22 protein-coding genes are annotated in these 24,392 nt (G+C 70.5%); 5 read left to right on the forward strand and 17 right to left on the reverse strand.

The annotated features are described in order from the left end of the window. Genes fliE through fliQ form a run of 12 tightly spaced genes read right to left on the reverse strand, consistent with a single transcriptional unit; the run spans position 1 to position 9,337 of the window. A complete protein-coding gene (gene fliE / locus BpN12_RS21665) occupies positions 1-303 on the reverse strand; it encodes a flagellar hook-basal body complex protein FliE (RefSeq protein ID WP_246797496.1) in 303 nt (100 codons plus the stop codon). Next, entirely contained in the window at positions 300-749 is a 450-nt protein-coding gene (gene flgC / locus BpN12_RS21670) for a flagellar basal body rod protein FlgC (RefSeq protein ID WP_246797497.1), read from the reverse strand. The genes fliE and flgC overlap by 4 nt, the downstream gene beginning before the upstream one ends. Before the next feature lie 2 nt (positions 750-751). After that, on the reverse strand, positions 752-1,117 hold the full coding sequence (locus tag BpN12_RS21675; RefSeq protein WP_246797498.1) for a flagellar basal body rod protein FlgB: 366 nt from the start codon (positions 1,115-1,117) through the stop codon (positions 752-754). 13 nt (positions 1,118-1,130) lie between these two features. Continuing rightward, complete coding sequence (locus BpN12_RS21680; protein WP_246797500.1) at positions 1,131-2,276, reverse strand: flagellar basal body P-ring protein FlgI; 1,146 nt, start codon at positions 2,274-2,276, stop codon at positions 1,131-1,133. Beyond that, on the reverse strand, positions 2,270-2,860 hold the full coding sequence (locus BpN12_RS21685; protein WP_246797501.1) for a flagellar basal body L-ring protein FlgH: 591 nt from the start codon (positions 2,858-2,860) through the stop codon (positions 2,270-2,272). The genes BpN12_RS21680 and BpN12_RS21685 overlap by 7 nt, the downstream gene beginning before the upstream one ends. Positions 2,861-2,862: 2 nt before the next feature. Beyond that, positions 2,863-3,666 (reverse strand): hypothetical protein, encoded by an 804-nt coding sequence (locus tag BpN12_RS21690; protein WP_246797502.1) that lies wholly within the window; start codon positions 3,664-3,666, stop codon positions 2,863-2,865. After that, positions 3,663-4,436 carry a flagellar hook-basal body protein gene (locus BpN12_RS21695; protein WP_246797503.1) on the reverse strand — a complete coding sequence of 258 codons (774 nt, stop codon included), beginning with the start codon at positions 4,434-4,436 and terminating at the stop codon, positions 3,663-3,665. Before BpN12_RS21695 ends, BpN12_RS21690 begins: the two co-directional genes overlap by 4 nt. Then, complete coding sequence (locus BpN12_RS21700) at positions 4,433-5,164, reverse strand: flagellar hook-basal body protein (protein ID WP_246797504.1); 732 nt, start codon at positions 5,162-5,164, stop codon at positions 4,433-4,435. The genes BpN12_RS21695 and BpN12_RS21700 overlap by 4 nt, the downstream gene beginning before the upstream one ends. A gap of 16 nt (positions 5,165-5,180) precedes the next feature. Next, on the reverse strand, positions 5,181-7,253 hold the full coding sequence (locus tag BpN12_RS21705; RefSeq protein ID WP_246797506.1) for a flagellar biosynthesis protein FlhA: 2,073 nt from the start codon (positions 7,251-7,253) through the stop codon (positions 5,181-5,183). Beyond that, positions 7,250-8,317 (reverse strand): EscU/YscU/HrcU family type III secretion system export apparatus switch protein, encoded by a 1,068-nt coding sequence (locus BpN12_RS21710; protein ID WP_246797507.1) that lies wholly within the window; start codon positions 8,315-8,317, stop codon positions 7,250-7,252. Before BpN12_RS21710 ends, BpN12_RS21705 begins: the two co-directional genes overlap by 4 nt. Next, complete coding sequence (locus BpN12_RS21715) at positions 8,310-9,068, reverse strand: flagellar biosynthetic protein FliR (protein WP_246797508.1); 759 nt, start codon at positions 9,066-9,068, stop codon at positions 8,310-8,312. The genes BpN12_RS21710 and BpN12_RS21715 overlap by 8 nt, the downstream gene beginning before the upstream one ends. Before the next feature lie 2 nt (positions 9,069-9,070). Beyond that, positions 9,071-9,337, reverse strand: coding sequence for a flagellar biosynthesis protein FliQ (gene fliQ, locus BpN12_RS21720; RefSeq protein WP_042624550.1), 267 nt, complete (start codon positions 9,335-9,337; stop codon positions 9,071-9,073). A 703-nt stretch (positions 9,338-10,040) separates the two neighbouring features. Here fliQ and BpN12_RS21725 point away from each other — a divergent pair. Further along, on the forward strand, positions 10,041-11,150 hold the full coding sequence (locus BpN12_RS21725; protein WP_246797509.1) for a GGDEF domain-containing protein: 1,110 nt from the start codon (positions 10,041-10,043) through the stop codon (positions 11,148-11,150). A gap of 348 nt (positions 11,151-11,498) precedes the next feature. Continuing rightward, the gene (locus BpN12_RS21730) at positions 11,499-12,146 is read left to right on the forward strand and encodes a carbonic anhydrase (protein WP_246797510.1); all 648 of its coding nucleotides are present in this window, start codon (positions 11,499-11,501) and stop codon (positions 12,144-12,146) included. A gap of 89 nt (positions 12,147-12,235) precedes the next feature. Here the strand turns inward: BpN12_RS21730 and BpN12_RS21735 are convergent, their stop codons facing one another. Both BpN12_RS21735 and BpN12_RS21740 read right to left on the reverse strand, forming a co-directional pair. Further along, entirely contained in the window at positions 12,236-13,036 is an 801-nt protein-coding gene (locus tag BpN12_RS21735) for an HpcH/HpaI aldolase family protein (RefSeq protein ID WP_246797511.1), read from the reverse strand. Positions 13,037-13,257: 221 nt separating this feature from the next. Then, entirely contained in the window at positions 13,258-14,439 is a 1,182-nt protein-coding gene (locus BpN12_RS21740) for an MFS transporter (protein ID WP_246797513.1), read from the reverse strand. A 376-nt stretch (positions 14,440-14,815) separates the two neighbouring features. Here BpN12_RS21740 and BpN12_RS21745 point away from each other — a divergent pair, with 376 nt between their 5' ends. From BpN12_RS21745 to BpN12_RS21755, 3 genes are all read left to right on the forward strand, one after another. Next, positions 14,816-15,214, forward strand: a complete 399-nt coding sequence (locus BpN12_RS21745) for an acyl carrier protein (protein ID WP_246797514.1) — start codon at positions 14,816-14,818, stop codon at positions 15,212-15,214. Then, positions 15,214-16,440, forward strand: a complete 1,227-nt coding sequence (locus BpN12_RS21750) for a beta-ketoacyl-[acyl-carrier-protein] synthase family protein (protein WP_246797515.1) — start codon at positions 15,214-15,216, stop codon at positions 16,438-16,440. Before BpN12_RS21745 ends, BpN12_RS21750 begins: the two co-directional genes overlap by 1 nt. A gap of 280 nt (positions 16,441-16,720) precedes the next feature. Next, positions 16,721-20,158, forward strand: a complete 3,438-nt coding sequence (locus BpN12_RS21755) for an ATP-binding protein (RefSeq protein WP_246797516.1) — start codon at positions 16,721-16,723, stop codon at positions 20,156-20,158. 76 nt (positions 20,159-20,234) lie between these two features. Here BpN12_RS21755 and BpN12_RS21760 read toward each other — a convergent pair whose 3' ends face one another. The 3 genes from BpN12_RS21760 to BpN12_RS21770 form a co-directional block, all read right to left on the reverse strand. After that, complete coding sequence (locus tag BpN12_RS21760) at positions 20,235-20,891, reverse strand: response regulator transcription factor (protein ID WP_246797517.1); 657 nt, start codon at positions 20,889-20,891, stop codon at positions 20,235-20,237. A 121-nt stretch (positions 20,892-21,012) separates the two neighbouring features. Beyond that, the gene (locus BpN12_RS21765) at positions 21,013-21,966 is read right to left on the reverse strand and encodes a fimbrial protein (RefSeq protein ID WP_246797518.1); all 954 of its coding nucleotides are present in this window, start codon (positions 21,964-21,966) and stop codon (positions 21,013-21,015) included. Next, entirely contained in the window at positions 21,963-24,392 is a 2,430-nt protein-coding gene (locus tag BpN12_RS21770) for a fimbria/pilus outer membrane usher protein (protein WP_246797519.1), read from the reverse strand. The genes BpN12_RS21765 and BpN12_RS21770 overlap by 4 nt, the downstream gene beginning before the upstream one ends.

Genomic DNA, 24,392 nt, shown 5'->3' on the forward strand with positions numbered 1-24,392 from the left:
TTACAGTTGCATCCGCATCAGTTCCTGATAACCCTCGACGAGCCGCGAGCGCACCTGCAGCGCGAACTGCAGCGACATGCGCGCCTCTTCCAGCGCGAGCATCACCTGATGCGGCGGCACCGAGCCGTCGAGCGCGAAGCGCGCCACGGCGTCGTCGGCGAGCGCCGCACTGCGGTCGACCTGGGTGGCGCCGCTGACGAGCCAGTCGGCGAAGCCATGGGTGGGCGTCAGCGCGACGCCCGGCAGCGCCTCGGCCGGCGCCGCGTCCAGCGGCGCGACCGGTTCGATCGGATAGGGGTTCATGAGTGGGCTCCGAGTTCGAGCGCGCGCAGGTACATCGAGCGCGCGGCGTTGAACATCACGGTGTCGGCTTCGTAGCTGCGCAGCGTCTGGACCATCAGCGTCATCTCGCCGGCGTGGTCGATGCCCGGGTACGCCACCATGCCGTTGGCATCGGCATGCGGATGGGCCGGATCGTGGACGAGCCGCGGCGGCGTGTCGAGCCGCTCGACGCCGTAGCTCTGCACGCCGCTCAGTTCGAGCGCGGCCGCGGCGCCGCCCGCCTGCAGGTGGTGCTCGAAGCTCGTGCCGAGGCGCGGCCCGGAGACGAGCCGCAGCGGGTGGTAGGGCTCGCCGTCGGCGGTGCGCGTGGTGCCGGCGTTGGCGAGGTTCTGCGCGATCACGTCCATGCGCTGGCGCTCGACCTCGAGGCCGGAGCGCGCGATCGCGAACAGGCTGTTGTCGTCCATGATCAGCTTCCCTTGATCGCGAGCTGGCGCAGCTGCAGCGTGCGGTCGAGCATGCCGACCAGCATCGCGTAGCGCGCGGAGGTTTCCGAGGCGGTGGCGATCTCGTCGTCGAGGCGCACCGTGTTGACGTCGATCGGCAGCGGCGCGTCGAGCGAGGGCGCCACCGCCTGGATGCGGGCGAGGCGCGTTTGCGCGGTATCGCCCGGCTGCGCCTGGGCGGCCTCGCGCAGCGCGGCTTCGAAGTTCACGCGCACCGGCACGTAGCCGACGGAGTTGGCGTTCGCGACGTTCTGCGCGGTCGCGGTCTGTCGCGCGAACAGGCCGTCGAGCGCCTTGGCGGCGATCGCGGCAACGAGGTCGGTGGACATGGGTGGGGTTTCCTTATTGAACGATGATGTCGGCATGCAGCGCGCCGGCGGCGCGGATCGCCTCGAGGATCGAGATCACGTCGCGCGTGCTGATCCGGCTGGCCTTGAGCGCCTGCACGAGTTCGCCCACGCTGCCGCGCGGGAACGAGGCCGCCACCGTCTGGCCGGGCTCGTCGACGCTCAGTTCGCTGTTGCCCACCACGAGGCTGCGCACGTTGGGGCCGGTGATGCCGATCAGGCCGGGCTGCGAGGCGTTGTATTGCGTGTCGACGCTGACCTTGATATCGCCGTGCGAGATCGTGATCGGCTCGATGTGCGTATCGCCGCCCGCCACCACGGTGCCGGAGCGTTCGTTGATCACGACCCGCGAGCGCTGGTCGGGCGTCACCGCCAGCGTCTCGATGCGGGCCACGTAGCCGTTCAGGCCGCCGTCGTCGAGCGGCGCGCGGATCCGCACGGTGCTCGCGTCCACCGAGCGCGCGGTGCCGTCGCCGAGCGCGCGGTTGATCTGCGCGGCGATCCGCTCGGCGGTGGTCGCGTCGGCGTCCTTCAGCACGAAGCTGAGGTAGCCGTCGCGATTGACGAGCTTCGCCGTGACCGGCACCTCCACCGTCGCGCCCTCGGGCACGGTGCCCGCGGTCGGATGGTTCTTCATGCGCAGGTTGCCGTTCGCGTCGTAGCGATAGCCGCCCACCGAGACCGGGCCTTGCGCGAGCGCGTAGACGCGGCGGTCCGGCCCGTGCAGCGGCGTCATGATCAGCGTGCCGCCGGACAGGCTGCGTGCGTCGCCCATCGAGGTCACGTTGATGTCGAACTTGTCGCCGACGTTCGCGGTGGGCGGCAGCGAGGCCGTGATCATCACCATCGCGGCGTTGCGGCTCTGCAGTTCGTCCTGCGTCAGGTTCAGGTCGAACTGCGAGAGCAGGTTGGTCATGGCCTGGCGCGTGGCCTGGTTGCGCGGCGTGTCGCCCGAGCCGGACAGGCCGGTGACGATGCCGTAGCCCACCAGCATGTTGTCGCGCCAGCCGAGGAAGCGGCCGAGGTCCTTGAGGCGCACGTCGGTCTGCGCGGCCCGGGCCGCCTGCATGGCGGGCAGGACCGGTAGCGCGAGGCAGGCCAGCAGCGCGAGGCGGCGCAGCAGCGGTGTCGTCTTCACCATAGCCCGAGCCATCCGAAGAAGCGCGGGATCAGGCCGGGGCGCGCGCGGTCGGTGATGAAGCCCTCGCCGTCGTAGTCGATCCGCGCGTCGGCGATCCGCGTCGACAGCACCGTGTTGTTGGCGGCGATGTCGACCGGGCGCACGCGGCCCTCGATGCGGATGTGGGTCTTCTCGCCGTTCACGTCGATGTCCTGCGCGCCGGCCACCAGCAGGTCGCCGCCCGGCGTCACGCCGGTCACGTTGGCGCTCAGCTGCGCGAGCAGCCGGCCGGTGCGCTGGATCTGCCCCTTGCCGCCGTAGTTGTCGCCGAGCCCGATCTGGGCGGAGTTCTGCCCCGCGTACTGGGTCGCGACGCTGCCCTGCACGCCGAACCCGGTCTTGGTCGAGGTGTCCGCCGTGTTGCTGGCCGTCGAGCTTTCGTAGACGAGGATCGTGACGATGTCGCCCGGTTTGGCGGCGCGTCGGTCCGAGGTCAGCGGCTGGTAGCCGTCGCCCTGGTAGAGATCGGCGGCCCGCGCCGTGCCGTTCGCGAGGCAGGCGGCGGCGAGCATGGCCGCCAGTGCGTGACGAAGGAGTTCGCGCATGATCAGGAGCCCCGGTCTTCGGTGGGCGCGCGCCAGAGCTGCACGGCGGCGTCGCCGGTCAGCACGGCGGCGTCGCGGCGCGCGCCGGCGTCGGTCAACGCGGTGCCCGAGCGCGTCACGGTGACGGCGCCCACGCGCACCGTGTCGGATACGCGCTCGCCGCCATGCACGACGGCCAGCAGCGGTCCGGCGGGCGGCCGCACCACCTCGCCCGCGGGCAGCGCGCGCGTGGCGCGTGCCACGCGTTGCGCCGCGTCGTAGCGCCAGGCGCTGCGCACGCCGGCGGCCGGGCAGGGCGCCTGGCCCAGCTGGTCGGCCGACGGGCTCGCGGCGGCGGGCAGGTCGACCAGCAGCGTCACGCAGATGCCGCTCGCCCGCGCGGCCGTCGCGGCTGGCGGGCGGCGCACGATCTCGATCTCGCGGGCCGTGGTGCCGGCCAGCCACGGCGCGAGCCTCGGCATGGCGTGGCGCGCCGCGTCGGCGAGCCGGCGCGCGTCGACATGCACGGCCTTCGCGGTGGGCGCGAGCGACACCATCACGAGCGAGGCGGCGTGTTCGCGGATGGCCGGCGGCAACGGCGTCAGGTCGGCCAGCTCGGCGAGCGTGACGCCGGCATTGTCGACGGCCACGGCGGCATGAAAGCGGATCGCGGCAGCGGGTGCCGATGCCGAGACGGGCGCCGCGAACGCGCATGCGCTGCCCGCGCTCACGGCGAGCGCGCCGACGGCCAGGCCGAGGCCGGCCGCGAGCCGTCGCCGCGCCGCGCGAGCGCGCCCGGACGCGCGTGATGGCAGGTGGCGCGTCATCGCTTCAGCCCGTTGGCGATCGACATCAGTTCGTCGCCCACCTGCACGAGTCGCGCGTTGGCCGCATAGGTGCGCTGGTAGAGCATCAGGCCGACCAGCTCGTCCGACAGCGAGACGTTCGACGCTTCGCTGAAGCCTTGCGCGAGCGTGCCGGCGTTGTCCTCGCCCGGGCGCGCGCGCGTGAGCGTCGAGCCGTCGTCGCGGGTGCGATAGACACCGCCGCCGACCGATTCGAGCGTGCTCACGTCGGACGGCAGCATCACTTCCAGCTCGCCGATGCCGAGCGGGTCGGTCTGGCCCGGCACGGTGGCCTGGACCTGGCCGGTCGGCGTGATGGTGAGGGCGCTGGCGTCGCGAGGCACCGAGATCATCGCCTTCAGGCGCTGGCCGTCGGGTGCCGCGAGGTAGCCGTCGGTGCCGACGTGCAGCGTGCCGCCGCGCCAGAGCAGCGTCTGGCCGGAGTCGGACGCGAGCTCGAGGAAGCCGTCGCCGCGAATCGCGAGATCGAGGCTGTTGCCGGTCGACTTCAGTTCGCCGGGCGCGAACACGTGCAGCGACGGATCGGCGGCCACGCCGGCGGCCACGCTGCTGGTGGCGTTGGCGTAGTTGCGCGCGAGCGACGCGGGCTCGGTGGTCAGCAACTCCGAGAAGCCCACCGTGCCGCGCTTGAAGGCGGGCGTGTTGAGGTTGGCGATGTTGTTCGCGGTCACGTCGATCGCGGTCTGTTGCGCGTCCAGGCCGGTCGCGCCGATGTAGAAAACGTTGTTCACGACATATCTCCGAGGCGTTGCAGGGCCGTTCCCATCATGTCGTCGTAGGCATGCACGAGCTTCTGCCCCGATTCGATGCGGCGCATGGCGGCCATCATGCGGACCATTTCGTCGCCGTTCGCGACGTTCGAGGCTTCCAGGTAGCCTTGCAGCACGCGCGGGTCCTGGCGCTCCACGGGCTGCGCGCCGTCGGCGCGATAGAGCCCCTCGCCGACGCGCGTGAGCTTCGCCGGATTGGCGAACGCGGTCGCGCCGATCACGGCCACCGGCTGGCCGTCGTCGAGCACCGTGCCGTCGGCCTGCACGTGCCAGTTGGTCGAGCGCACCACCACGTCGCCGCCGCCGCTGCCCTGCAGCTTCCAGCCCTCGCGCGTGACGAGCCGGCCCTCGGCGTCGAGCCGGAACGAGCCGCCGCGCAGATAGGCGATGCCGTCCGGCGTGGCCACCGTGAAGAAGCCGTCGCTCGCGAGCGCGAGATCGAGCGGGTTGCCGGTGTGGATCATGCGTCCCGGCGTGAAGTCGGTGGCGATGTTGGGGGCGGGGGCTTTCGCGCCGGCCCGCGGCGCGGCAGGCCGCGTTTCGGCCGTGGCCTGCGAGACCGCGTCGCCGAACGTGATCAGCCGCTTGTAGCCGGGCGTGGCGAGGTTGGCGATGTTCTGCGCGGCGGTTTCGACCTGGCGCGTCTCGGACGCGAGCAGGGCGACGGCGGTGGTCATCAGGTTGTCCATGGGCGGGCTCGAAGGGTCAGGCCGGTTGCGCGGCGGGGGCGGGGCGTTCGACGCCGACCATCCCGAACGAACGCAGGTTGATCGCGTGCGGGATTTCGTTCATCGACAGCACCGCGAGGCGCGGCGCGATGCGGCGCGAAAAGATCTTCAGGTGGCGGCGCAGTTCGGGGCGGCACAGCAGCGTGGGGGCGAGGTTCTGGCGCAGCATCGCGTCCACCTGCTCGGCGAGCCGCGCGAGGAACGCTTCGGCCAGGCGCGGATCGAGCACGAACGCGCCGTTGCCGTCCGCGCCCTGCAGGTTGTGCGCGATGATGTTCTCGAGCGACGGCTCGAGCGTGAGCACGGCCAGCACGTCCTTGTCGCCGAGCAGCCGCTGGCAGATGCCGTGGCCGAGCTTCTGGCGCACGCGCTCGCCGAGCTGGGCCGGGTCCTTCTCGTGGCGGCCGGCGTCCGCGAGCACCTCGATGATCTGGTCGATGTTGCGGATCGGCACCTGTTCGGCCAGCAGCGTCTGCAGCACGGCCTGTATGTCGCCGATCGACAGCACGGCCGGCACCAGTTCCTCGACGAGCCCGGGCGAGCGCGCGCGCACGCCTTCGAGCAGCGCGACCACGTCGGTGCGCGAGAGCAGCGTCGACATGTTGGCGCGCACGATCTCGGTGACGTGCGTGACGAGCACCGTCATCGGGTCCACCGCCGTATAGCCGAGCGTGCCGGCGCGCGCGACCTGCTCGGCGTCGATCCAGACCGCGGGCAGCCCGAAGGCCGGGTCGCGCGTGGCGATGCCGGGCATGCCCTCGGCGCGGCCGGTCGGGTGGATCGCCAGCGTGCGATCGGGATGCAGCGCCGCCTGGCCGAAGCGGTTGCCGAACAGCGAGACGCGATAGTCGTTCGAGCCGAGCTGGGCGGCGTCGCGAAACACCACGGGCGGAATCGTGACGCCCATCTCCTCGGCATATTGCTTGCGGAACGCGGCCACGCGCTCGGCCAGCACGCCCTGCAGCGGAATCCAGGCGCGCGCCAGCTCGGCGCCGAAGCCGACCTCGACGGGCGCCACCGGCGCCACCTGCGCGTCCGCCGTGCCCGGCGGCGCGAGCGCGGCCGGCTGGCCGTCGGTCGCGCCGGCTTCGGCAGCGGCCGTCGAGCGCGCCAGCCACCAGCCGATCACGGCCAGCGGCGCGAGGATCAGGATCGGCCACTTCGGCATGCCCGGCAGGACCAGCAGGGCGACCAGCGCACAGCTCACGACGATGCGGATCTTGGGGAACTGCGCGAGCTGGCGGAAAATTTCATGGCCGAGCTGGCCGTCCGACGACGAGCGCGTGACGATGATCCCGGTGGCCACCGAGATCACCAGCGCCGGCACCTGCGTGACGATGCCGTCGCCGATCGTCAGCAGCGTGAACTTCTGCAGCGCCTGGCCGAGCGGCATGCCCATCTGCGCGACGCCCACCGCCCAGCCGCCGAGGATGTCGATCAGCATGATGATGATGCCGGCGATCGCATCGCCCTTGACGAACTTGCTCGCGCCGTCCATCGAGCCGTAGAAGCCGGCCTCCTTCTCGAGCGCCTTGCGGCGCGCGCGCGCCTCGTCCTGATCGATCAGGCCCATGTTCAGGTCGGCGTCGATGCTCATCTGCTGGCCCGGCATGGCGTCGAGCACGAAGCGGGCCGCCACCTCGGACACGCGCTGCGCGCCGTTGGTCACCACCACGTACTGCACCACGATCAGGATGAAGAAGATGATCAGGCCGATCACGAAGTTGCCCTGCACGACGAATTCACCGATCGCGCCGATCACCTGGCCGGCCTCGGCGCCCGACAGGATCAGCCGGGTCGCGGCGATGTTCAGCGACAGCCGGAACAGCGTCGCGATCAGCAGCAGCGAGGGGAAGGTGGAGAAGTCCACCGGCCGGGCCACGTAGATGGTCAGCAGCAGGATCGTGAACGCGAACGCGAAGTTGGTGATGATCAGCAGATCGAGCGCGGCCGACGGGATCGGCGCGAACAGGATCAGCAGGATCGCCATGACCGCGAGCACCAGCGCGAGGTCGCGCTGGTGGCGAAGGCGCGAGGCGAGGCCGCTCATGCCGCCGCCCGCTGCGTGCGCGCGCGGATGCGCAGGTAGATGGCCGCCGCGTCGCGATAGACGTCGGCGGGGATTTCCTGGTCGACGCGCGTGTCGCGGAAGATCCGGCGCGCCATGGCGGGCGATTCGACCACGGGGATGCCGTGGACGAACGCGATCTTTTTGAGCCGCTGCGCGAAGTCGCCGGTGCCCTTGGCGATCACCATCGGCGCCGCCATGCGGGCCGGCAGGTATTTCAGCCCCACCGCGTAGTGGGTCGGATTGGTGATCAGCACGTCCGCCTCGCGCACGCGGCGCAGGCCGCGCGCCTGCTGGAACAGCTCGCGCCGGAGCTTGCGGCGCTGGCTCTTGATGCGCGGGTCGCCGTCGCGCTGCTTGTGTTCCTGCCGGATCTCGTGGCGGCTCATGCGCATCTTGCCGGCGAACAGGCGCCGCACCACCACCAGGTCGATCGCGGCGAACACGGCCGCCGCGATCAGCAGCTTGCCCATCAGCGCGAGGCTGGCGCCCTGCAGCAGCTCGGCGAGGCGGTGCGGCGTCGTCAGCGTATGGGAGCTGCTGACGACCACGGGCACGATGCAGGCCACCATGATGGTGCCGTAGACGGCCGCCTTGACGAGCGTGCGGCCCGTCTCGAGCAGCGTCTGCCACGAGAACAGGCGCTGGAAGCCCTGCACCGGATTGAGCCGCGACAGCTCGAAGCGCAGCGCGCCCGGCGCGAACAGGAAGCGCGTCTGCGCGACCGCGGGCAGGATCGCGGCGGCCATCGTCAGCAGCGTCACCGGCGCGAGCAGGTGCAGCAGGTCGAGCAGGATGGCGGCGAACCAGGCCGACATCGCCGCGGGCGAGCGCGCGACGTCGCCGATGCCGGCGAGCGCGTGCGCGCTGGTGGCCGCGACGTGCTGCGCGAGCTGGCCGCCGTCGATCCACAGATACGCGGCGCAGGTCGCGAAGCTCGCGAGCATGCCGAGCTCCTGGCTCTTCGCCACCATGCCTTTCTTGCGCGCCTGCTCCAGCCGGTAGGCGGTGGCCGCCTCGGAGCGGTTCTGATCCTGTTCAGCCATGGCTGCGGAAGGCCTGCGGCACGAAATCGAGGGCGAGCCGCGTGAGGCGCAGCACCACCGGCGTGAGCGTGCCGGCCGACATCGCCATCGCGGCGAGCGTGACGAGGGTCTTGACCTGGAAGCCGAGCACGAGCGCGTTCATTTGCGGCAGCACGCGCGCGAGGAACGCGATCGCGAGGTCGGTCAGGAACAGCGTCAGCATCACGGCGCCGGTCGCGCCGAGCGCGACGCTCGTCAGCGTGCCGAAATACGAGGCGAACACGGCCGGATCGGCGACCACCGAGGCCGCGCCGGGCGGGAACGCCTGGGTGAGCGCGACCAGCAGGCCGAGCAGGTCGCGATGGCCGTTCTCGGCGAAGAAGATCACGCCGGCCGTCATCGTCAGGATCGTGCCGAACATCGGCGCCTGGCTGCGCGAGCCCGGGTCGATGATCATCGCGATGCCGTAGCCGGCCTGCACGTCGAGCACGCGTCCGGCGAACGACAGCGCGGCGAACGCGGCCTGGAACGCGAAGGCGATGGCGAGGCCCAGCAGGCATTCGCAGAGCGCGGCCGACACCACGTCGATGCCGGCCACGGTTTCGTAGCGGATCGTGGAGGCGAGACAGGCCGACAGCGTGAGCGTCATGGCCGCCTTGACCCGCATCGGGATCTGCATCTGCGAGAACGGCGGCGCGAGCGCGAATACCGGGCCGGTGCGCAACGACAGCAATAGCGCCGCCGTGGACCATCCGACAAACGGATTGGTCATGATCAGCCCAGCGTCGGGATCAGATTGAACAGGGATTGGGTGAAGCCGGTCAGGCGGGCGAGCATCCACGAGCCGAGCACGGCGATGACGAGGCCGACCACGACCAGTTTCGGCACATACGAGAGGCTCATTTCCTGCAACTGCGTGACCACCTGGAACACGCTGATGGCGAGACCGGTCACGAGCGCGGCGGCAAGCAGGGGGCCGGCGACCAGCAGGCCCGTCCACAGAAGCTGGGCCATCAGGTTCAACGCGCTGTCGCTCGACATACCACCATCCCCGGAATATTACATAAGGTTACATTTTTGCGTATTCTGATTGTGGGTGACAGGCAATGTCAAGCAACACGTAAGTAAGATTTTCTAATCTTCCGTGATTTTTTCTTGGGATGGGTAATTTTTACCTGATGATGTCCGGCTGGCGAGGTGCGTCGGGCGGGATGAAAAATAATTGACTCGACGACTAATAAGATGAATCGATCGGCATGGCGGTCACTCGAAAGTCTGGATCCTTGGTATCCGGGCTCGGGTGATTTTTCATTTTCAGATAGTGAACGGATCGATGTTTCGTGCGGGAAAATCGTGATCTTTGTCGGCTGGATCGATGAATGAATGAGGATTCCGAATGTTCGTCGCGGTCAGAAAAAATCCGAGTCGGGATTCGGAAGGGTTGGAAATAAATCCTGAATCGCGTCCGGGCGTCGATGCTGTCCGGCCCACGCGTCTTGCCGCCTTGACGGAACGGCCCCGGGATCGCAGGCGCCCGCCGCGTGGGTTCGAACCTCGCCGCGCGGATGCCCGGCAGCGGCATGCGCCGGCCCCGGGGCGAGGGCGCCGGATCCGGGCCACCCGCGCCGGTCCGCTTTCACGAAGCGGCCTCCCGGCTTAAGAAACCCGTAAACCTGTCGATATGCTTAGGGTCACCCCCAATTCGATATCGCCAGTGACCGAGGATTCTTCGTTGGAAAGGCGCATGCACGCGCTGCTCGACACGGTTCGCCACAACGAGCGCGTGCTGCAGCGGTTTCAGCAGATCGAGCTGCGGCTCGTGAGCGCCACCGATTTCGCGGCGTTTCACGACACGCTGGTCGAGGCGCTCGCGCAGGCGTTCGAACTGCCGTTCGTGACCTTGTGGCTCAACGAGGACATCTCGCTGATTCGCGAGATGCTCGATTCCGTGTCGCGTTCGAAGCCGGGCGCGCACGCGGTGCTGCGCGGCCGGCTCGACCCGCTGGCCGGCGCGATGCCCGGCGAGCCGGGCCAGGCCTGGCTCGGTTCGGGTGACGATCTCGGCGCGACGGCCCGCGCGATGTTCTACTGCGACTCGGAAGTGCCCGCCAGCGTCGCGGTGCTGCCGCTGCATCAGGAGCACGGCATCAACGGCTATCTGTGCCTCGGCAGCCGCGACGCCGAGCGCTTTACCGGCGGCAAGGCCACCGATCTGCTGGAACGCTTCGCGGCCTTCGTCAGCGCGGGCGTGGTCAACGTCGCGCATCGCGAGCAGGTAGCCCGCTACGGCATGACCGACATGCTCACGAACCTGCCGAACCGCCGCTACTTCGACAGCCGCATCCACGACGAGATGCAGCGCTCGGCCAGAGCGAAATCGCCGGTCGCCTGCCTGTTCATCGACGTCGATCACTTCAAGCGCGTCAACGACACCTACGGGCATGCCGTGGGCGACCGCGTGCTCGCCGCGATCGGCGCCTGCGTGCGCAAGACGGTGCGCCACGGCGATACGGTCGCGCGCTACGGCGGCGAGGAATTCGTCGTGCTGGTGCGCGGCGACGCGGTCCACGCCTGCACCGTCGCCGAGCGCGTGCGCGCGGCGGTGGCGGCGCTGGTGGCCGTGGAAGTGGAGGGCGGTCCGGTCAGCCTGACGGTGTCGATCGGCGTGGCCGTCGGCAACGTCGAGGAGATCGCCGAGGGCGAGGCCGGCGCCGCCCGGCGGCTCGTGGAGCGCGCCGACCGGGCGCTTTACGTGGCCAAGCACGGCGGCCGCAATTGCGTGGCGCTGCACCGCCCGCCGTCGGAATCCGCTCCTGCTCCCGCCCAGGACGCGCCGGCCCTGCCGGCACCCTGAACGCGGCGGCACTTCCCGTGCCGGCAAACCGGGCGCCGGCAGCGCCTGATTGCACATCTGGTTGCACGCGCAACCGAATCTTCACGACAACACGTTCTTCCGACGATAGCCGTCCGCCACGAATCCAGGAATACGTGGCACGGGTATCGACCGCCGCCGTTTCCTCGTGTGCCGTGCCGCCAGGCCGGTCCGTCCGACTCTCCCGGATCCCGCGGCTGGCTTGCGGTACGATGGCGGCGGGAGCCGCCGGCGCCGGGTGCCGGCGGCCATCGGTATCGTGTCCGGCCGAATGCGCCGGGACACCGCGCGGCGTGAACCGCGCGGGTCGAATTCGTGGAGAAATGGATCGTGCAGAATCTGATCGACGGCTTTATCCGGTTTCAGAACGAGGTGTATCCCACCCGCTCGGAACTGTTCCAAAAGCTCGCCAACAGCCAGGACCCGAAGGTCCTGTTCATCACCTGCTCGGACAGCCGGGTGGTGCCCGAACTGCTGATGCAGGGGCAGCCCGGCGATCTGTTCGTGATCCGCAACGCGGGCAACATCGTCCCGTCATACGGCCCGGAGCCGGGCGGCGTGTCGGCGACGGTCGAATATGCGGTGGCCGTGCTTGGCGTGCGCGACATCGTGATCTGCGGCCACTCGGACTGCGGCGCGATGAAGGCGATCTCGACCTGCATGTGCCTCGATCACCTGCCGGCGGTCGGCAACTGGCTCCGCCACGCCGACGCGGCGCGCGCGGTCAACGAATCGCGCGAATACGATTCGCCTGAACGCCGCCTCGATTCGCTGGTGCGCGACAACATCGTCGCCCAGCTGGCGAACATCCGCACGCATCCGGGCGTCGCGCTGGGGCTCGCGCAAAAGCGCCTCAATCTCCATGGCTGGGTCTACGACATCCAGGCCGGCGCGATCGACGCGCTCGACGGCGACACGGGCGAGTTCCTGCCGCTGTCCGAGCACCGTTCCGTCTGCGCGCTGCGCACGCACACCTGATCCGGCGGTGCGCCGGCCGCCGGCGGATCCCGCGCGAATCGACCTGGTTCGATCCACCACGATGCGCCCGCGGCCGGCGATGTCGCCGCTTACGCCTCGCCGTCCCGCAGCCGCGCGACGTTCGCCATGAACAGCTGCACCGAGGCCTGGATATACATCGGATCGAAGCCGAGGAACAGGTCGTCCACGCCCAGCCGCAGCGCCTCCACGGCCTGCTCCGGCGTCACCGCGAACGAGGTGAGCCGCATGCCGCGAGCCTTGATCTTCCGCATGATCAGCTCGATCGCCTCGCGCACCTCGATGTGATTCGGGCCGTCGCTGAAGCCCATGTTGACGGCCAGGTCGAACGGCGCGGGGATCGCGCCGCTGAGCCCGTCCACGTCGAGGATCGCATCGAGTTCGCGCACCGCGCCGGGGTGCTCGATCAGTGCGATCACGCCGGTCTCGTCGTTGGCGCGCCGCGCGTAGTCGAGCATGTCGGTCTGCCACTGGTACTGGGTGCGGAACGGCCCCCAGCCGCGCACGCCGCGCGGCGGATATTTCGCGTACGAGACCGCCTGTTCGGCTTCCCGGGCGCTGGTGATCATCGGCACGATGACGTGCTTCGCGCCGATGTCGAGCGCCAGCTTGAACTGCGCCGGGTCGTTGTGCGTCACCCGCACCCAGGCTTCGGCACCGGTGCCGATCGTGGCGGTCACCATGCGGTAGGCCGTCTCGATCGAGATCGGGCCATGTTCCATGTCGATCACGACGTAGTCGAAACCCGCATTCGCGAACATCTGCACCAGTTCGGGCGAGGGCGAGGTGACGCCGATGCCGATCCGGACGCCGTCCGGTTTCTGCAGGCGGTGGCGTAGATAGGCTGACGGGTTGGACGGGCTGTGCTGCATGGGATCACTCCGTGGGACGAGACGCCGGCGGCGGGCAGGGATGCGCCGCTCCGGCGTTCAGTTCGCTTGCCGGCGCCGGCCGGTTACAGCGGGGTGGTCGGCCGGCGTCGTGCCGCCGGTTCGGTCGATGGACGAGGGCCGCCCCGACGCCCCGACGCCCCGACGCCGAAGCGGGTCAAAGTGGCCGAAGTGGAAGACGCCGCCGTAGCCGCCCGGCGCGCCTACGCCGTCGCCGTGCAGCATCCCGCCTCGCGGCGTGCGGCGGCGGCGATCCGCGCGGCGGCCAGCTCGGAGAAGACCAGCGCGACCATGACGACGGCGCTCGCGAGGTAGCCGAGATGATGGCTGCCCACCGCCGGGATCGCCGCGGCGCCGATCACGCCGGCGATCGACACGCCCACGTAGGTGGCCGAGGTATTGAGCCCGACCAGCACGGCCGCCATCGGCGGGTTCAGGCTGACCAGCCGGAACTGCTGCGGCACCAGCACGCCCCACGCGCAGGCGCCCCACACCGTGATGGCGAGCGCGGCGCTCCAGAGATGCCGACCCGACCACGGCATCGTGACGATCACGCCCGCCACGGCGACCAGCATCGCGACCACCACCTTGCGCGAGCCGATCCGGTCGAGCACGCGCCCCGTCATCAGGTTCGAGAACGTGCCGGCCAGCCCCCAGAGCACCAGCAGCATGCCGAGCACGGCGGCGCTGCCGCCGACGGCGCGGTCGAACACCACCGAGAAGTAGTTGTAGATGATGAAGGTGCCGATCTGCGCGAGCACGGTGGTGGCGAGCGTCAGGACCACGCGCGCGTCGGCGAGCGGCGCGAGGCGCTTGGCCAGCGAGATCGCGGGCGGCAGCGGCACCTCGGGCAGCAGCGCCTGGATGCCGGCGAAGCCGGCCGCGCCGAGCAGCGCGACGAACGCCATGGTCCAGCGCCAGTCGGCGATGCCGCCGATCACGGCGCCGAGCGGCGTGCCGAGCGCGGTGGCGGTGGTCAGCCCGGCGACGATGATCGACAGGGCGAAGCCGCGCCGCTGCGGCGCGACCAGCAGCGTGCCGGTGCCGCTCGCGGTGGGCGAGAACATCGCGGCGCCGACGCCGGCCAGCGCGCGCGTGGCCAGCGCGATGCCGAGGTTCGGCGCCAGCATCGTGCCGAGATTGGCGACCACGAACAGGCCCATGCCGCCGAGCAGCAGGCGCTTGCGCGACACACCGGCGGCGAGCGCGGCGATGGTGGGCGCGAGCAACGCGAAGGTCAGCGCGTAGACGGTGATCAACTGGCCGGCGGCGCCGACGCTGACGTGGAACGACCGGGCGATCTGGGGCAGGATGCCCCCGAACACGAAGCTGTCGGTGCCGAGCGCGAACATGCCGAGCGCCAGGGTGAGAAGACGGCGATCCATGGGATTCCCCTTCCTGAGAGGTGGGTTCAAAATAGTTTCGTGACGCAACTATAGGTGGCGCGCCGGTGTGGAGAAACGCGTCGGAACGAGTGACACCTGTTCGGAATTCGAGGAAGTGGGGGGAGAGTCGGCCGGGGGCGATGCCGGACGGTGGAAATGGGCGGCGGAATCGATCGCCCGGCCGTGTCACGCCGCGGCTTGCCCGATGAAGCCGTGGCACCGAGGCACGGCCGGAAAGCCGCGGCGAGCGCGGAGTCCGCCATCCGGATCGAGGCCGCTCGCGCTGCGTCGTGCCCCTCTCCGCGCTCGTGCCGTCAGGCGAATGGCATGACGGGCACGAGCCGCGCAAAACCGGTAGCGTTCTCCAACTCATACGATGGTGACGCCTCCGGCCCGTCGCTACAGTGACGTCATTCGGCCCCGCGTGTCGCGGGGCCGTCGCACGTTACGTATCGATCGCATGACGAATCCCATCCTTCCGGCCGGCGACGCACTGCGTGTCGCGATCGCATCCCGCATTGCCGGGCACCTGAACGTCGACGCCGGGCGGCTGCAAGCCGGCGTGCCGTTCGCCGAGGTGATCCCCGAATTCGATTCCCTGGTCCTGCTCGAGATCGTGTTGATGCTCGAGGGCGAGTTCGGACTGAGGCTCGACGAGGTGCCGACCGGCCAGGTCGGCGGCGCCGCGTCGTCGCCGGCCAACATCGAGGAACTGGCCGCGCAGATCGAGGCGGCCGCCCGTCGCCTGAAATACGCGCCCGCGGAGCCGCTCTGATGCGCGCGGCGCGCGCCGTGGTGATCACGGGCATGGGGGCGGTGTCGCCGCTCGGCGCGACCCCGGTGTCGATGTTTGCGGCGCTCTGCGACGGGCGCACCGGCATCACGCGGCATCCCGATCCGGCGATCACGCGTTGCGTCGGCGTGGCCGACGTCGATCCCACCGTATATTTCTCGCGACGCATGCTTGATTGCTGCGACCGCGCCACGCTGCTCGCGGTGATCGCCGCGCAACAGGCCGGCAACGCGGCCGCACTGCACGACGAAGCGCTGCGCGAGCGTTGCGGCGTGTTCATCGGCACCGGCATCGGCGGCGTCGGCTCGCTCGTGGAGGGCGTGCTGTCGTTCCACGGCCTGATCCGCAAGGGGCCGAAGCTCATCATCCCGGCGGCGATGCCGAACGCGATCGCCGCGCATATCGCGATGCAGCTGAAGACGCGCGCCGAGGCGCAGACCTACGCGACCGCCTGCACCGCCGGCGCGGTCGCGCTCGGCGAGGCGTTCCGGCGCGTGCGCGACGGCTATCTCGACATCGCGCTGTGCGGCGCGAGCGAATCGATGCTGACGCCGGAACTGATCGGCGCGTGGCAGCAGGCGCGCGTGCTCTGCGACGAGCCGCCCGAGGCACCGCACACCGGCTGCCGGCCGTTCAGCGCGGCGCGCACCGGCATGGCGGTGGGCGAGGGCGCGGCGATCTTCTGCATCGAGCATCTCGAGCACGCGCTGGCGCGCGGTGCGGTGCCGCTCGCCGAACTGGTCGGCTACGGCACCAGCAACGACAGCACGCATCTCGCGAAGCCCGACGCGTCGGGCCAGGCACTCGCGATCGAGCGCGCGCTGGCGGACGCCAGCATCGGGCCCGGCGCGATCGGCTACGTGAACGCGCACGCCACCGGCACGCGCAGCGGCGACGCGGCCGAAACGCAGGCGCTGAAGCTCGCGCTCGGCAGCCATGCGGCGCGGATCCCCGTCAGCAGCACGAAGGGTGCGACCGGCCATCTGATCGGCGCGGCCGGCGCGCTCGAATTCGCGGTCTGCGTGCAGGCGCTGCAGCAGCAGCGTGTGCCGCCGACACTGTACTTCGACGGTCTCGATCCGCACTGCGATCTCGATCACGTGCCCGAATGCGCGCGCCCCGTTGACGGACTCGACTACGTGCTCAGCAATTCGTTCGGCATGGGCGGCAATAACACGAGCCTGATCGTGCGCAGGATTATTCCGTAGTCCTCTTGTTCTTGTCGTTCATCAATAATCCGGATTGTTTACGAGACGGCAGCGTTCGCCGGCGCTAGAGTCGATGCTCGGCACGCACCGCGTCATTTCGCGAACAGTTCGCGTGCCGTGGCCGGGCGCCCGCCGCCGCGGCGAGCGCTCCCCGGCCGGCGCCGTGTTCCCCATTTACGCTCGCGGCGTGGGTTCATCCTGGCCGGCCCCGCAGCGGCCGCTCTTCCGACTCCACCGACGCTTCCCGATCCGGGCCGACGATCGCGCCCGCTCCTTCCTGATGCAACAGATCCTGAACCTGACCGAAAAGGCGCTCCATGAAGCGTTTGGGCGCGTGAACGCGACGATCGTGCGCGGCACGCGCCATGTCTGGCTGACTGTTGCCGGCGCGGGCGCCGCGCTGCTGCTGATGGTGATCGCGGGCTGCACGATCGCGCTGTCGCTGCGGATCGACGACGAGATGTTCCGGCTGGCCCGGATCGCGCGGCGCGTCGAGACGTTCAGCGTGCGCGAGGCGGAAAACAACCGGCGCACGGCCACGGCGCTGCTGGCCCGGATCGCGCTCGGCCCGGACCCGGTCGACGACCGGACCGTCGACCGCGCGCTGGCCCCCGGCGCGCGCTGCGTCACGCTTTCTCCCTATGGCGGCGCGGCGCCGCTCTGCATCGTGTTTCCGGCCGCGTCACGGGCCGCCTATGGCGCCGCGTGGCGGCAGATCGCCGGCGCCGCCGCCAACGTCGTTGCGTTCTCGGCGGCGGTGTCGGCGGCCGAGCGCCGGAACCGGCAGGTCTGGGTGGTCGGGCTGGTGCCGCCGTTCGTCGCGATGTCGGCGCCGCCGCCGGGCGGCGTGGTCGAGAGCGCGCTGCTGCGCGAGGTCAGGGACGCGGCCGCGCGGACCGGCGGCGCCGGGCTGGTGCGCCACGGCCCGCTCTGGCTCGGGCCGTTCACGGAGGCGGGCGGCGGCGCGTCGATCGCCGTCGCGTCGGCCATCGACACGCGCTTCGGCCGGCTCTACGTGATCGCGCAACTACCGGGCGCGGCGCTGGAGGGCCGGCTGCATGACGCGAGCATCGATGTCGGCGCGCACGACGTCGCGCTGGTGTCGCCGGGCGGGCGCGTGGTGGCGGCGACGTCGCCGCGGATGCGCGCCGCGCTCGCGATCCCGCTCCCGCTCTGCGGGCAGCCTGCGGACCCCGGCTGGTGCTGGACCGCGAGCGGGCTCGCGATCGTGCGCCCGGCCAATCCGCAGATCGGTTTCCTGGTCCACCGGCTCGACTATGCCGAGCTGTTCGGCGCGCTGCGCTGGCCGCTCGGCGGCGGGCTGGCCGGCGCGGTGGCGATCGCGATCAGCGCGGCAATCGCGTCGCGCCGCCGCCGGCGCGGCCGCGAGGAATCGCGCCGGATCCTCGAACGCGAGGCCGCCTATCACCTGCTCGCCGCCGTGACGCCGGCCGCGCTGTTCATTTCACGGCGGCGCGACGCCGTGGTGCTGATCGCGAACACGCTGGCCGGCTCGATGCTCGGCATCGTCGACGGCGAACCGCTGCCGACCCCGCTCGGCGAGCGGCTGTCGAGCCCGCAGATGTCGGAGCGCGACCGCGCCGCGGGCGAGGCGGCGCGCATCTTCCATTTCGAATATCGCGACCGGATCGCGCCGCGCGACCGCTACCTGCGCGTCACGTTCGCACCCGTGCGCTATCACGGCGATGACGTGCTGGTTTGCGTGGTGGTCGACGTCACGCGCCAGAAGCAGGTCGAGCGCGCGCTCGGCGATGCCCGCCGGCGCGCCGAGGCGCTGGTGCGGATGCGCACCGGCTTCATCGCCGCGATCAGCCACGAGATCCGCACGCCGCTCTCGGCCCTGATCGGCCACCTCGAACTGATGGCGGACGAGCCGATGCCGGACCCGGTGGCCGCGCGGCTCAAGACGATCGAACAGGTATCGCGCTCGCTGCTCGCGACCGCGAATGACATGCTCGACATGTCGCGCCTGAGCATCGGCAAGCTGCGCATGGTGCCGGAGGATTTCGCGCCGCTCGCGCTGTTCGACGAGGCCGCGCAACTGTTCGGGCCGCTCGCGGTGCGCAACGGGCTGCGCTTCACGGCGTGGCTCTCGCCGTCGCTGCGCGGCAGCCTGCACGGCGACCCGGCGCGCATCGGCCAGATCGTTACGAACCTGCTGTCGAACGCGTTGAAGTTCACGCGGCGCGGCGCGATCGTGCTGCGCGCGCAGCGCATCGACGATGCCGACGGCACCGCCCGGCTCGTCGGCGAGGTGCGCGACACGGGGCCGGGGATCGCCGTGTCCGAGCAGAAGCGGATCTTCGCGCCGTTCGAGCAGGGCGGCCGGTCCCCGGCCCGGCGACGCGGCGGGGCCGGGCTCGGCCTCGCGATCTGCGCCGAGCTGTGCCGGCAGATGTCCGGCCTGATTCGAGTCGAGAGCGAGCCGGGGCGCGGCGCATGCTTCCGCTTCGAAATCCCGCTCACGCCGTCCGGCGCGAACGGCCAGGCGCCGTGCGCACCGGAGGGAAGCCGGCACGCGGTGCTCGTGACCGGCGCCGAGGCGGCGGCCGCGGCGCCCGAGAGCATCGCGGTGCTGACGGAATGGCTGCATGCCTATGGGTTCGACGTCGAGCAGCGTGCCTCGGCGACCGAACTGACCGCGCTGCCGGCGCCGCATTACGACCTGCTGCTGCGCGCCGACGCGGTATCGCCGCCGGCCGGCGGCGCGCCTCGGCCGACCGGTGCCGAACGCGTGCCCGGCACCGGCTCGCCGAGCTTCGGCGCGGTGCTGCGGATCGTCCGTCACACGGCCACCGACGCGCAGCCCGGGGCGGGCGCGCCGGCCGCGCCGTATCGTGCCGGCGAGCCGTTCGGCACGATCGACGAATGGGACGTCTCGGCGCTGGCCCGCGCGCTCGATGCGCTGACGGGGCGGGACACCGCGCCCTGTCGCGAGCTGCCCGCCGCGGCGCCGCAGTCGCTGCTGTCGCAAGATGACGGTGAATTGCCGGCGGTGCTGGTGGTCGACGACAACGTCTGGAGCCGCAACCTGCTGGCCGAGCACCTGCGCCGGCTCGGCGTGGCGGCCCATGTCGCGCGCGGCGGCACGGAGGCGCTCGCGATGCTGCGCGCCCATCCGGTCGGCATCGTGATGACCGATCTCGACATGCCGGGCATGTCGGGGCAGGCGCTGCTGGCGGCGCTGCGCGCGGACGACTCGCGGCGGATCGTGATCGCGGTCAGCGCGAGCGTCGGCGACGAGGACGTCGAGGCCGGCCTGCGCGCGGGCTTCGACGACTACATCGGCAAGCCCGCGACGTTCGACGTGCTGTCCACGGCGCTCTTGAGCGCCTACGCGCGGCTCGGCTATCGCGCCACCACGCTCGGCGACGCGCCGCCGGCCGGGGCGGAGCGTCCGGCGTTCGGGCCGGACGAGTTCGCGCGTTATCTCGGCGAGGAACTGGCCGCGTTGCGCGACTGCGTCGCGCAGGGTGACGCGCGGCGCCTGTCCCGCCTGCTGCACCGGTTGCGCGGCGCGCTGGCGTGGCAGCGGTTCGATGCCCTGCGCGACGACTGCGCGGCGCTGGAGCGTCTGGCCGAACATGGCGACGCGGCGCGTGTGCGAATCCCGGCGATGCGCCTGATCGATGCCCTCGACGCGTTGCGCGCGCGGCTCGCGAGCCAGCCGGACGAGCCCGCCGCCAATGTTTCCTGAGTCCGGCGCTCGCCGTCAACGGCACGCGCCGGACGGCGCAAATCCATCGACCCGACCCGACGCGGCAGGCCGCCCCTTAGCGCAGGTTCGCGAGGCCGGCCGCGTGGATGTACTGGATCAACTCGACCGTCGAGCGGATGTTGAGCTTGTCCATCGCGTTGCGCTTGTGCGTCGAGACCGTGCTGACCGTCACGAACATGCGCCGCGAGATATCGACGACCGACAGGCCGCAGCCGATGTGGCGCAGCACTTCCAGCTCGCGCGGCGTCAGCGCCGAGGCCGGCACGGGTGCCGCGCCGCACAGTTGCTTCGACAGATAGGTGTTGCCCTGCACGGCGACCTGGTCGATCGCGGCCAGCAGTTCGTCGAGCGAATCCTCCTTGCAGACCACCGCATGCGCGCCCAGATGCAGCAGGCGCTGCGCGAGCGCGGGATGATTGAGCGCCGTGTAGACGATCACGCGCGCGCTCGGCCAGTTCTTGCGCAGCGCGCTGACGAGCTTCAGCCCGTCGTGGTCGGCCTGGTCACTGGTGCCCATGCTCAGGTCGGTGATGATCAGCTCGCAGGGATCGGCGCGCAGCTGCTGGAGCAGCTCCGCGCCCGAATGCGAGACGTGGACGACCGTGATGGACGGCGTCTCGCTCAGCAGTTTGGTCATCGCGGCCGCGATCAGCGGGTGATCGTCGGCGAGCGCGACGCGGATTCGGCGGTTGATGGACGGAGATAGAGTCATGATCGGATTTTCGTCGGTGAACGCGGTGCCGCGTCGGGCGGCGGGGCCGTGCCGCCATGGCCGGCGCGATGTAACGGGCGGCGGCGCGGCGTCATGGCGGGATGAGGCATGGGCGGATCAATCAGTAGGTGATCGTGAACGTCATCACGCCGTTCGCGACGCCGCCGCGAATTTCCTGGCCCGTCTGCAGGTAGCGGGCGGACATGTCGATGCGCGCCTCGCCCGAGGCGATCGGCAGCGCCACGCTTTGGTGCCAGCTGATCGGCTTGCCGTCGGGGCCGAGTACCTGCACGCCGACGCCGGTCGCCGCACCGTCGCCGCCGGTGAGCCGCAGCGTGCCGGGCAGGCCCGACGGGTCCGGGGTGGCATCGAAGCTGAGCCCGACTGCGGAGACGGCGTCGTCGCACTGCAGCCGGATCGAGAACGGGCGACTGCCGGCGGCGGTGCCGATCCCGGAGAAGTCGGTACTGGCGACATCGCCGAAGCGCACCGTCTGCTGCACCGAGCCGGCGGCCACGCGGCAGCTCGGCACGGTGACGACGATCGGATCGTTCAGCGTGAACACGATGAAATCCTCGTATCCGCTCACGGTGTCGTAGCCATAGCGGCCGGCCGGCACCACGCCCGGGCTGATCGGCCCGGTCTTCACGAACTGGATCTGGAAGTCCCCTTGCGGATAGTAGAGTACGAAGCCCGGCTTGACGTTGCGGATGAACTGCGGCGCGTGCCATCCGTTCGGATAGATCAAGCGATAGCCGATGCCGGGCACGTTGGTCGAGAACAGGTCGCCGGACAGGAGCGGTTGCGTGGCGGCGAAAATCTCGGTTGTCCCCACCGGACAGCGTCCGATTGGAACGTATTGGCGCGTCCGCTTGCTCGGTACGGGCATCGTCAGGTGGCCTTCCGTGATCACGGTGCCGACCGGCAGCGCGGGGTCGGCGGAAAACGACTTGCCGCGGGCCATCACGGTCCGGGTGCCGCCCCAGTCCGGATTGCGCATGCAGAACGCGCGGGCCGCCGGTGCATGGCACAGGAGCAGGACGAGCAGGGCGAGGCAGCGGCCGGTATGCGTCATGGCGTGCTGGAGGCCGACAGCGAGCGGGCCGGCAGGCAGGTCAGCGGCTGGTTGCGCCGATGGCGCGTGACCTGGAACCGGCACAGCGCGCGGGACGTGCCGCCGAGTGTGGCGGTGAAGTCGTTTTCGTCGTGCAGACCGGTCAGCCAGACCCGTCCGAGCGGCCCCACCACGCTGACGACGCGATGCCGCGCATCGCGGATCATGGTGCCGAACGGCATCGGCTTGCCATGCACGTCGAGCAGCGTGTTCAAGGAGCGCCAGCCGATCGCGGTCTGGAAATGCAGCCGTGTGATCGCGCCGCGCGTGGGGACCGTGGTGGCGAACGACTGCAGCAGCGTGGCCTCGGCGTCGTCGCCGCCGCCGCGATGGCGATCCTCGTCGAGCCGGATCTGGTTGCGCCGGTACGGCAGCAGGTTGGTCACCACGGCGCGGCCGTCGCGGTTCGTGCGGATCCCCGGGTTGCCGTTGACGAGCGCGCCGCGCAGGCCGGGTGCATCGACGATGGCGGAGGTTCCGTCGATGCGCTGCGACAGCAGCACGCCGCGCGCGTCGCCGACCACACCGCCCTTGAATTCGGCGACGGTGTGCGCGGCATGCTGCGCGAACGTCTGCGACAGCGACACCGTTCCCTTCGAACCCGCGTAGGTGGTGGAGGCGTAGAGGCTGCTGTCGCGCTGCGTGCGCGAGGCGTTGGCGGTGTAGCCGAGCCGGCCGTCGTCCAGCAGCGAACCGAACACGCTGGCCTGCTGCGACAGGCCCTGGCGCTGGTCGTAGTTGCCCGAATAGCTGACGTTGGTCGCCCGGCCGAGCGGCAGGTTCAGCGTGAGCAGCAGATAGTTGCTGACGTTGCGGCCGCGCTGGCGGATGTTGCCGATGGCGAGGTTGTAGCTCACGACGCTGTACGAGCCGGACAGGCCGACCTGCAGGATCCGGTCGGCCGGCAGGCCGCCGAAATACGCGCGATGGTCGTAGGACGCGTAGAGCGAGACGGTGCCGCCGAGCGCCTGGTTGACGCTGAGCTGGTCGTGCGAACGCACGCCGTGATCGATGGAGGTCTGCAGCGTGTCGCCCATCGCGTCGTCGAAATTCAGGAACGCCGCGTTCGTGTAGCGGCGCAGCGAGGCGTTCACGTCGAAGCGCAGGCGCGTGATCGAATTCGCGTAGCGCAGCCGGTAGGCCAGCGACGGCAGGTTGCCGGTCAGGGCCGCCGTGGTGCGCACGAGATCGGCCGAGACCGCGCCGGCGCGGCCCAGGTCGACACCCGCGCCGACGCTGCGGGCGGTGTAGCGGGACGCCTGGATCAAGCCGCCGAACAGCGTGAGGCGGTGGCGCACCCCGCGCTCGACCTCGGCCCACACGAACGGATCGTGACGGCGGCCGCCGTACCCGTCGTAGGCGCCGGCCGCGATGTGATAGCGCGTGCGGCCGCGGCGCAGCATGATCGGCAGCGTGTTGTACGGTTGGCGGTAGTGCGTGACCTTGCCCGCGGCGTCGGTGATCGTCACGTCGAGATCGGCGCCGGCCGACGCGCTGCCCAGATCGTCGATCGAATACGGGCCCGGCGGTACGTACTTGTCATAGACCACGCCGCCGTTCTGGCGAATCGTGATGCGCGATTCGCTGGTTGCCACGCCGCGGATCACGGGCGCATAACCCTGCAGGCTGTCCGGCACCATGCCTTCGTCCGATTGCAGCGTGACACCGCGGAACCGGAAGTTGTCGAACAGGTCGCTCATCGACGACGTGTCGCCGGCCGTCAGCATGCCGCCGAGCCGCGCGAGCGGCGTCGACAGCGAGAACTCGGCCGGCTGCCAGATGGTCCGGCCGCGATCGAGGCTCGCGTAGTTGCGATTGCGGAACAGCCAGCGGCCCAGGTTGACGGCGGTGTCGAGGTTCAGCGTCGCGCCGGTGTCGCCATTCACGGCGTCGTGGCTGGCGCTGACGTCGTAGTTCGCCACGGCCGCGGTTTCGCCGTAGTTCCACAGGCGCGGGTCGACGGCGCCCGCCGCGCGCTGGACCATCGCGGTCTGCGGCACGGTCACGAACAGCGACTGGGTGCGCGCGACGTAGCGCACGGTCGAGCCCGGGATGAGCGATTCGATGTCGAGGCAGGCGTCGCCGGAAGCGGGGAGCCGCGCCGTATCGACTTCCCAGCGATCGAGCATGGCGCGCGTGATGCAGGGCACGACCTGCTCGCCTTTCACGTCGCTCGCGCCGCGCGCGACGAAGCGGATCGTATGCAAACCCGTCTGCTCGCGGTTGAACGTGACGAGGGTGGGGTGGCGGCCGGGCAACACGCTGTTTTCCTTCGCGAAATAATTGAGATCCACCGGGAGCGCAACGCCGTCCAGCGTCAGGAAGTCGTTGTTGAAACGCAGCGCTTCGCCGCTTCTTGCCGCATTGGCGGCGGCCAGCAGCAGCAC

This window comes from Burkholderia perseverans (assembly GCF_022870505.1).
In the GTDB taxonomy this organism is placed as follows: Bacteria; Pseudomonadota; Gammaproteobacteria; order Burkholderiales; family Burkholderiaceae; genus Burkholderia; species Burkholderia plantarii.